Here is a 9,135-nt window from a genome sequence, read left to right on the forward strand (position 1 = left end):
CCAATCCCCGCTTGGGATTTACTTCGAGAAGCCCAAAATCGCTGAAACCCAGATAGATCAAGGAAAATCATAAATCGAGGTTAACCCTTTGTCCCGTAATGGTTTGAGCCTTTTTTGCTGACCGAAAACGCCTAAGTCCCACTAGGTAAAAAAAATATTTTTTTCAATCAACAATCTCGAATTCTATTGACTGCTCTTGGGCAAAATTATAGGTAAAATGATCGACAATATTAGTATCGCTCAATTCGAGATTATAAAAATTGATCGCCGGTTGATCAAAAAGTGGGCCAGCGTGCCAAGTTCCCACCTCTAATTTAATAAAACAGTCCCCGGGGATGCGAAAAACCTTTAGTTTTTCCAAATCCGGTTGAGGATAAGGACTAGGGGGGGCCACTCCTAAAAACCACTCTTGTCCCCCCAAAGAACCAAGACATTGGGTACATTGACTATGACGAGTAATTCGCTTAAATTTACGTCCGCGAGTCTGTAAACGCATAATATAAAAGCGTGGCACACCGTTTTTTAAATGCAGTTGTGCATCGCTTTCATCAAACGGTTTTCCATCATGACTAGGGATTATTAATTGACCGTAGGGACGGAAACTCTCGGCGGTAATTAGTTGCGCTGACAGGGGACGAACGGTAATCGAATTACTCATAAAAATTACTGCTGACTAACAGTTATAGCTGTACCATCTCGGAGAGAAAGAATATTATTAATAGCAATTCTTTCCCCAGCATTTACTCCAGAAATAACCTGATAAGCTTGCCCTTGAATTGTGCCGACTTGAATTGGTTTTTGTCTGACCAGTAAACGCTCCTCGGCATTTTCTTGACCTTCTTTAGCCTTTTCTTTTTCGGCCACAAAAACAAAATTTTGCGCCCCGATGCTAGTCACTGCCGTGGTGGGAATTAATACCCCCGGTTTTTGATCCCAAATTACCCGCGCCCGCACATATTGGTTATTGCGAAGACTGCCATCATTAGTAAAGGAAAATTTCACTAAAACCGATTGGGTAGCTTGGGAAACTGTGGGGGAAATAAAAGTTACTTGACCGCGAACCCCCGCACTGCCATCGGGATTAATAATTTCCACGGGCAGCCCGACGCGCAGACGCGGTTGTAATTCCACGGGAATCTGCACATTTAGTTCCAAAGTTTTATTGTTAGTCAACGAGGTTAATTCTTCACCCAGGGAGATAATATCGCCGACTTTTCTTTGATTAAAATCGCCGACAAAACCATCAATCGGGGCGGTAATGGTGTTAAAAACTAAATTCTGACGCGTCGCCCCTAATTGCCCCTCAGTGCTGGCTACCGCCGCTTGACGACTGTTCACTGTTGCCGCTGCCGCCGCCACCTGTTGCTGTGAGGCTAATTCGTTTTCAATGGCGATATTTAATGCTTCTTTGTTTGCCTGTAAGGTAGCTCTAGCCGCCGTCACCTGTTGACGGGCCGCATCACGATTTTGAGACCGGGCTTCTACTTCTGCCTTGGCGGCCTGAATGTCGCGGCGGCGATCATCTAAGTCCTGTTGGGGCTGTGCGCCTTGTTTGACCAGAAATTCGGCTCTTTTTAGGTTTTTTTCCGCTAAATCTAAATTAGCTCTCGCTCTCTGTAAATCAGCTTCGGCGGCGCTCAAGGTGGCGATCTGACTTTTAACATTAGCTTCCGCATTGGCCACATTTGCCCGATTCTGGGCAATTTGGGCTTTATTTGCCCTCGCTTGCGCTTGTCTTTGCCTTAAATCCGCCTCAGACGCATTGAGATTCGCTTTGGCCGAATTTACCTGGCCGATGCCGGCGTTTACCTGTTGCTGTTGTTGTTCGGGATCCAATTCGGCGATTTTTTGTCCCTGAGTTACCTGATCGCCAGATTTAACGAAAATAGTCCGAATCCGACCGGTAATCTGAGGGGAGACGCTAACACGCTGTTGGGCGATCAAAGTACCCACAAATTCGCTACTTTGCACTAATTTGTCGGTGCCGAGGGTTTGCAGTTTGACGGGAACAGCCGCCGGTCCAGTGGCTTGGGGGGTTTGGGGGGCGCAACCGGTGATAATTAGGGAAACGGCGATCGACGAACCGATCGCTCTCGATACGTTAACGGATCGTTTAATCATTGTTAAATTTAGGGGTTTTTGGCAGAAAAAGTGCTAGTAAATCGGAAAAAAAGGGAAGATGAGGAGAGAAGCTTTTCCTTAAATTTTACTCTACAGAATTGATCAGCGTGATTATTAAACCTCTGGCATAATTAATTTTTGAGGGTTCAAAAACGGCAAAAATAAGGATTAAATTGCCTAAAATCCGTCAATAGACTATTTAATTGATTATTGTTCATTCTTAATTCTACTGACTACTGACTACTGACTACTGACTCCTAACCCTAACAACAATTTTTGATTTTTACAAGAGGTCTATTGTTTGCTTTGCCCTAAGCTAACAATATTACAGGTAACTAATCTTTGGGCGAGGGTGGTGTATTCTAGGCGACCACCGGCGATCTGATATTCGTCCCGGGGCGCCGGCAGATGACCGACGGGAGCATTGAGGGTATAGTTAAGATTTTCTTTAAAAATAATCCAATCACCATCTTTACGCCAACCGATTTGATCGCCAAAAGTTTGAAAATTTTCGATCGCCACTAAGCGACCCGGTCGATTACCCGTCTCGATAAAAATGCGAAATTGGGTGCTGAAACTAAAACGACCCCCGGAAGCTTCTTTCCAGAGTTGATCCATCTTTTGCAGATCCCAACAGGCCAATTTTTGCAGGTCTTCCATAGTAAACCAGCCCTGTAATTCCCGTCCGGTTGCTTTCAGCATTAAATTACGGGTTTCATCGTTAGCTTGCCGCCAATTTTGTTGAGCGAGGAAATTTTTCAGGCGAGTGTAATTAATGCCCGTGGTCGGTGATACCATTTCCCCAGAGGTGGCAGTCTGGGCAACGATCGCCGGCAAGGGATTGAGAAATAAAGCGATCGCAAGAGTGATCTGACAGAAGGAAAAATTAATTCTCATAAACCCTATTTATTAACCTGATGCAAAGAAATCCTACAATAGCATAGACGAAATTTGCCGTTTTTACCGCCTCCTTAACGCCTATGGCTTTCACTTGGCTCCGACACCACATTTTGGGATTGCAAGACTGGCAACCGGAAGAATACCAAACCCTGCTACAAACGGCCTCTAGTTTTCGTGAAGTTCTTTCCCGACGTACCAAGAAAGTGCCGGCCCTACAAGGTCAAGTGGTGACAAATCTTTTTTTTGAGCCTTCCACCCGCACCCGTAGTAGTTTTGAACTAGCTGCGAAACGTCTCTCGGCCGATGTTCTCAATTTTGCCCCGGGTAGTTCCAGTTTGACTAAGGGTGAAACGATTCTCGATACCGCTTTAACCTATGTGGCCATGGGTACGGATATTTTTGTTATCCGACATCAACAGTCGGGGGTTCCCGATTTAATTGCCGCAGAAATGGATCGTTTGCAGTCGGGGGTCAGTATTCTTAATGCTGGGGACGGTCAACACGAACACCCCTCCCAGGGACTTTTAGACCTGTTTACGATCTGTTGTCTGTTAGATGAAGAAAATCCCCGTTTAGAACTGTTAGAGGGCAAAAAAATCGCTATTGTCGGGGATATACTCCATTCTCGTGTCGCTCGTTCCAATATCTGGAGTTTAACCACGGCTGGGGCTGAAGTACATTTGTCCGCACCCCCCACCCTACTGCCGAAATATTTTGGGGAATTGTGCGATCGCCTATTTCTCCACTGGGATTTAGAACCAGCTTTAGAAAAGGCCGATTTTGTTATGACCCTGCGACTGCAAAAAGAACGCATGACTGCCAATCTTTTGCCCAGTTTACGGGAATATCATCAAAGTTTTGGCATTACTCGTCCTCGTTTGCAATCCTGTCAACCGGGGGTGAAGGTACTTCATCCCGGTCCTGTGAATCGGGGAGTGGAAATTAGTTCCGATTTAATGGACGATCCCGATTTTAGTCTGATTTCCCAACAAGTTACCAGTGGTGTCGCTGTCAGAATGGCTTTGTTATACCTCATTGGTAATCTTCGCGGCGACCGGTAAAAGCTTCTCAGGGATTTGCTCTTTTAGTCTGGTTTCATTGAAACAATCCTAAAGTTTCTATCAAGGTAAATATCATACTTTCTTCCTCCCTCACACACAGCATCTTCTGCTTCAAATAGGTTAGTCTCAACATCAAATTTCATCGCTTTAGGATTTCTACAGCCCTGTTTTAGCAAAGCATCAGTTAACCGTGATTTTTCTTCCGGGGTCAAAGCTCGATAATCACTACTATTAGCTTGACCCCCATAGATTGACATCCCCATAATGCTAAGAGATAGTAAGCTTATGATCGATTTGGTCTTCATTTTTTCAACTTCCTGAATACAATAAAAACATCATTCCAAGGGCTTTAGACCCAAATTTTCGCTAATTAGTTCGGCACGATTACCAGTCAACTTTATGATAGGAAAAGCATACCTATTTTGCAATAAGTATAAATACTCAAGCTACCCCTAGGGCTTTTCTAGGAACTGCGACCGATACCGGATTCCGTTCTTTTTAAACTATCCCTTTTTTGCCTCTTCCAGGTCATGATAATGCTGATAAGCGCCGATTTCGGGGTTAAAGGGGGCGATTTCTTCAGTTACAGTTAATCCCAAACCTTCTAACATTGCCTGTAGGACAGAATCGGGGGACAGACGCAGGTAATCGGGATTAATTTCTAGGGCTACATGACGATTACCGAGGTGATAAGCAGCTTTGAGGAGTAAATCGGTTGAAGGGGCGGTAATAGTGATAACTGGTTCGGGTTTAGCAATGATTTGAATAATTTCGCCGTTTTCTCCCCGCAGGAAATCGCGGTCCTGTAGAATAGTGCCGCGGGGTAAACGAAAACAGAGGGAAAAACCTTCGGGACTGTCGAGACGATAACGGCTGCGGGTGCGTTCTTCGGCCGTGAGTAAAAGGCTAAAAACTACCGTTTCTGGGGGAGGTGGACTAGCGGTATGACGGGGGGGTAAGCGCTCGGTAAAAGTTAACATGGTAGTGGTCAATGGGAAAAAACATTCTTAATTGTAGCCCTGACTCCAGCTTGACCCGAAAAACTGAGGAACTTTTTCTATTTATTCTCCCGTTGCAGACGAATCATCTCATTTTGTACCCGTCGTCTCAAGTTATCATCGGTACGAATCCGGTTAGTAATGGCGTTAAATTGAGCTGCGGTGAAGCCATTATCTTTGACAATCTTTTTTGAGTTATTACAATAATCTACGGCAATTCTTTGGGCATCAGCTGGAAGATTATTAAAGCTTGCCCGTTGGTTACAGGTAATTGCCGGGGGACTTTTCCGTAAAATTCGCGAAATTTCCTGATAAGCTTGTTTTCTTTGGGTTTCGATCGACAAAACTGCTTTGGCATAACGTTTGATTTGGTCAGCCGTAAAATCTTGAGTATAAGCGGAAGACTGAAAACTAACCACCTCCGTCGTCCAAGAAAATTCGGGAATCAGACCGCCAAGAATGGCGATTACTGCCAAAAAAGTCACAATAAAAGAACGTCTTAAGCTTTGACCTAGATCGGCTAGGGGATAGCAGTAAATCACCATGCGAGTTTGTCGCTGAATAGATAATGATAGCAAACTTTCCAGTTAAATCCTGCTTTTTTGAATATTTTTAACGATCATAAGTTCCAATTCTAGCCAATATCTCCTGGTCCCGAACTTAATTTTTGGGCAGAAATTGCTTTGGTAAACTTTTTTAACGTTTCTAGGGGCAAAATTAGTCAAAAATCTTTGAGAGAACCGATGAACGATTTTTGGGAAGTTAGGATACCTATCGCTTTTAGAGAATATTTATCGGCAATTTAGCCAGCTAATCTCTTTTTATTAGCTTATATCGCTCTTAATCTCTCGCTTATTCTCTTTTGTGTCTCCCCGTGGCGGGGAATCGAGAGGAAATCTAGATAAATTAAAGGTTTCAGCGATCCCGATCGAGACAATTCCCGCTTAGAATAATGCAGTGGAATATATAGCCAATGAGGATTTGAGGCATTATTTAGTGATCTCGATCCTGGCGAGTCCTCAACAGGGGAACCATAAACTACTGACAACCACCCTAAACTCAGAAAAACCGCAAAAAAAGGAGTTAGCGCATGAATAAAGGTGAATTAATCGATCAAATCGCTCTCAAAGCCTCTGTCACCAAAAAACAAGCAGATGCTGTTCTCACTGCCGCCATCGAAACCATTATCGAAGCGGTTTCTGAGGGGGACAAAGTAACCCTAGTAGGATTCGGTTCCTTCGAGGCCCGGGAACGTCAGGCCAGGGAAGGACGCAACCCGAAAACCGGCGATAAGATGGAGATTCCGGCCACTCGCGTCCCGGCTTTCTCGGCCGGTAAACTGTTTAAAGACAGAGTAGCCCCGGATAAGGAATAATTACTGTTGAGTTTTGATCGCTGTAAGTCTTTTGCCTAGACCTAAACATGGTGGTAATCTTGACTGGGCGGCCGCCATTGCCGGCTGTCCGGTTTCCTCTATTCTCGATTTTTCTGCCAGTATCAACCCCCTCGGTCCGCCAGAAAGCGCCCTAACCGCTATTAAAAGCCATTTAACCAGTCTGACTCGTTATCCTGACCCAGGGTATTGGCAGTTGCGTTCTGCCCTCGCTCAATGGCATGATATCGGGCCGGATTGGATTCTCCCCGGCAATGGTGCGGCCGAGTTATTAACCTGGGCCGGTCGGGAATTAGCAGCATTTGATAGTGTTTATGTACTAGCACCCGCTTTTAACGATTACGAACGGGCTTTAAAAAGTTTTGGTGGAAACATCTGCAAACATTCCCTAGATTTAACCACTTTAAAGCCGGTTAATCCCGAAAAACAAGGCTTATTACTCAATAATCCCCACAATCCCACGGGGAAACTCTGGACGGTGGCGGACATTCGTCCCTATCTATCGCAATTTGGTTTGGTGGTAGTGGATGAAGCTTTTATGGATTTTTTACCCCCGCAACAACAGGAGAGTTTAATCTCTCTGTTGCCGGAATATCCCAATCTCGTGATTGTGCGTTCCCTAACTAAATTTTACAGTCTCCCCGGTTTACGTCTAGGATACGTCCTCGCCCATCCCGATCGCCTGTTACAATGGCAAAGATGGCGAGATCCTTGGTCAGTGAATAATTTAGCTGTGGTTGCCGCTATTGCGGGAATTGAAGATAGGGATTTTCAACAACAAACTTGGGACTGGTTAACGACGGCCCGCCAGGATTTATGGCAGGGATTAGCTAATTTTCCGCAATTACAGCCCCAAACCAGTGCCGCTAACTTCCTCTTAGTACAATCTCAATCTTCCTGTTTACCCCTACAGGAAGCTTTATTAAAATATCATCGAATTTTCATCCGCGATTGTCTCAGTTTCCCCGAATTGGGTAGCAATTATTTTCGGGTAGCTGTCCGTTTACCGGCAGAAAATCAACGATTATTATCGGCTTTAGAGAGTGTTTTAGCTGCGTCTGATATTAACAACAAAAAGGCTCCCGCCAACTAGACGGGAGCCGCTGCCATCGAACTAAGGGAAATTAGTCGAGGTCGGGCATTGCCAATGCGGGTTCAGTCTCGCGGTCAATTCCTTTCTCGAAACCGGCGGCGGCGGCGCGAGCGCGTCCAGCGTGCCAGAGGTGTCCAATGAGGAAGAAGAAGGCGAGGGTGAAGTGAGAGGTGGCCAACCAAGCGCGAGGAGACACATAGTTAAACGAGTTAACGTCAGTGATAACGCCACCTACAGAGTTCAAGGAACCTAAAGGAGCGTGGGTCATGTATTCAGCCGCGCGGCGGACTTGCCAGGGTTGTACGTCATTTCTGATTTTGTCGAGGTCTAAACCGTTAGGACCACGGAGGGGTTCTAACCAGGGACCGCGGAAATCCCAGAAACGCATGGTTTCACCACCGAAGATGATTTCGCCAGTGGGAGAGCGCATCAGGTATTTACCTAGACCGGTGGGGCCTTGGGCAGAAGCGACGTTAGCACCTAAGCGTTGGTCACGCACCAAGAAGGTGAAAGCTTGAGCTTGGGAAGCTTCCATACCGGTCGGACCGTAGAATTCACTGGGATAGGCGGTGTTGTTAAACCAAACGTAAACGGCGGCGATAAAGCCCATCATGGAAAGAGCGCCCAAGCTGTAGGACAGATAGGCTTCTCCAGACCAGATGAAAGCGCGACGCGCCCAAGCAAAGGGTTTGGTGAGAATGTGCCAGATACCGCCAGCGATACAGATTAAGCCAATCCAGATGTGACCGCCGATGATATCTTCCATGTTGTTGACGCTGATAATCCAGCCTTCGCCACCGAAAGGAGCTTTGGTCAGATAACCAAAGATAACTGCGGGGTTGAGGGTAGGATTGGTGATGATGCGGACATCACCGCCACCAGGTGCCCAGGTATCATAGACACCGCCAAAGAACATGGCTTTAAATACCAACAACAGCGCACCACCACCCAAGAGAATCAGGTGATAACCGATGATGTTGGTCATTTGGTTTTTGTCTTTCCAGTCGTAACCGAAGAAATTAGAGTATTCCTCTAGGGTTTCCGGTCCGCGGATAGCGTGGTAGATACCACCAAAACCGAGTACAGCCGAAGAAATTAAGTGCAGAACACCAGCGACGAAGTAGGGGAAGGTATCGACTACTTCACCACCCGGACCGACCCCAAAACCGAGGGTAGCTAAGTGGGGAAGCAGGATTAAACCCTGTTCGTACATCGGTTTTTCGGGGATAAAGTGGGCGGTTTCAAACAGGGTCATTGCCCCGGCCCAGAAAACGATTAAACCGGCGTGGGCGACGTGAGCGCCGAGCAGTTTACCGGAGAGGTTGATGAGACGAGCGTTACCAGACCACCAAGCGAAGCCGGTGGAACTTTGGTCACGACCGGTAGCGGTAGGGATATTAGAGAGCGTTACCACGCGGGAGAACCTCCTCAGGGAAGATAAAGTTTTCGTGGGGTTGGTCTTGGGGAGCCATCCAAGCTCTCAGACCTTCGTTAAGCAGAATATTTTTAGTGTAGAAGGTTTCAAATTCCGGGTCTTCCGCCGCTCTCAATTCCTGAGAAACGAAGTCA

Annotated in this window: 11 protein-coding genes; 3 read left to right on the forward strand and 8 right to left on the reverse strand. The window is 46.2% G+C overall.

All coding sequences use genetic code 11. From position 1 onward, the window contains the following. Positions 1 to 163 precede the first annotated feature (163 nt). From O9300_RS03410 to O9300_RS03420, 3 genes are all read right to left on the reverse strand, one after another. Positions 164 to 658, reverse strand: coding sequence for an ureidoglycolate lyase (locus tag O9300_RS03410; protein WP_287970062.1), 495 nt, complete (start codon positions 656 to 658; stop codon positions 164 to 166). Between the two features lie 5 nt (positions 659 to 663). After that, complete coding sequence (locus tag O9300_RS03415) at positions 664 to 2,121, reverse strand: efflux RND transporter periplasmic adaptor subunit (RefSeq protein ID WP_287970064.1); 1,458 nt, start codon at positions 2,119 to 2,121, stop codon at positions 664 to 666. Between the two features lie 294 nt (positions 2,122 to 2,415). Then, a complete protein-coding gene (locus O9300_RS03420) occupies positions 2,416 to 3,018 on the reverse strand; it encodes a GUN4 domain-containing protein (protein WP_287730231.1) in 603 nt (200 codons plus the stop codon). 83 nt (positions 3,019 to 3,101) lie between these two features. Here O9300_RS03420 and O9300_RS03425 point away from each other — a divergent pair, with 83 nt between their 5' ends. Then, positions 3,102 to 4,082: an aspartate carbamoyltransferase catalytic subunit gene (locus tag O9300_RS03425; protein WP_287970066.1), complete on the forward strand. Its 981-nt coding sequence runs from the start codon at positions 3,102 to 3,104 to the stop codon at positions 4,080 to 4,082. A 23-nt stretch (positions 4,083 to 4,105) separates the two neighbouring features. On the opposite strand, the gene O9300_RS03430 is transcribed toward O9300_RS03425, so the two are convergent. The 3 genes from O9300_RS03430 to O9300_RS03440 all read right to left on the reverse strand — a co-directional run bounded on the left by O9300_RS03430 (position 4,106) and on the right by O9300_RS03440 (position 5,625). Next, complete coding sequence (locus O9300_RS03430) at positions 4,106 to 4,387, reverse strand: hypothetical protein (RefSeq protein ID WP_287970067.1); 282 nt, start codon at positions 4,385 to 4,387, stop codon at positions 4,106 to 4,108. A gap of 198 nt (positions 4,388 to 4,585) precedes the next feature. Further along, entirely contained in the window at positions 4,586 to 5,062 is a 477-nt protein-coding gene (gene ureE / locus O9300_RS03435) for an urease accessory protein UreE (RefSeq protein ID WP_190720251.1), read from the reverse strand. Between the two features lie 77 nt (positions 5,063 to 5,139). Then, positions 5,140 to 5,625, reverse strand: a complete 486-nt coding sequence (locus O9300_RS03440) for a DUF4168 domain-containing protein (RefSeq protein WP_287970070.1) — start codon at positions 5,623 to 5,625, stop codon at positions 5,140 to 5,142. Positions 5,626 to 6,170: 545 nt separating this feature from the next. Here O9300_RS03440 and hbs point away from each other — a divergent pair. After that, complete coding sequence (gene hbs, locus O9300_RS03445) at positions 6,171 to 6,455, forward strand: non-specific DNA-binding protein Hbs (protein ID WP_002759570.1); 285 nt, start codon at positions 6,171 to 6,173, stop codon at positions 6,453 to 6,455. Between the two features lie 31 nt (positions 6,456 to 6,486). Then, positions 6,487 to 7,566 (forward strand): threonine-phosphate decarboxylase CobD, encoded by a 1,080-nt coding sequence (gene cobD / locus O9300_RS03450; RefSeq protein WP_287970068.1) that lies wholly within the window; start codon positions 6,487 to 6,489, stop codon positions 7,564 to 7,566. A 31-nt stretch (positions 7,567 to 7,597) separates the two neighbouring features. On the opposite strand, the gene psbC is transcribed toward cobD, so the two are convergent. Both psbC and O9300_RS03460 read right to left on the reverse strand, forming a co-directional pair. After that, positions 7,598 to 8,980 carry a photosystem II reaction center protein CP43 gene (gene psbC / locus O9300_RS03455; RefSeq protein ID WP_287732830.1) on the reverse strand — a complete coding sequence of 461 codons (1,383 nt, stop codon included), beginning with the start codon at positions 8,978 to 8,980 and terminating at the stop codon, positions 7,598 to 7,600. Continuing rightward, positions 8,964 to 9,135 (reverse strand): photosystem II protein D2 (locus O9300_RS03460; protein WP_271931852.1); only part of this gene is annotated, 172 nt, incomplete at its 5' end. The genes O9300_RS03460 and psbC, both read right to left, overlap by 17 nt.

Source organism: Microcystis sp. LE19-195.1E (assembly GCF_027532095.1).
Classification (GTDB): Bacteria; Cyanobacteriota; Cyanobacteriia; order Cyanobacteriales; family Microcystaceae; genus Microcystis; species Microcystis aeruginosa.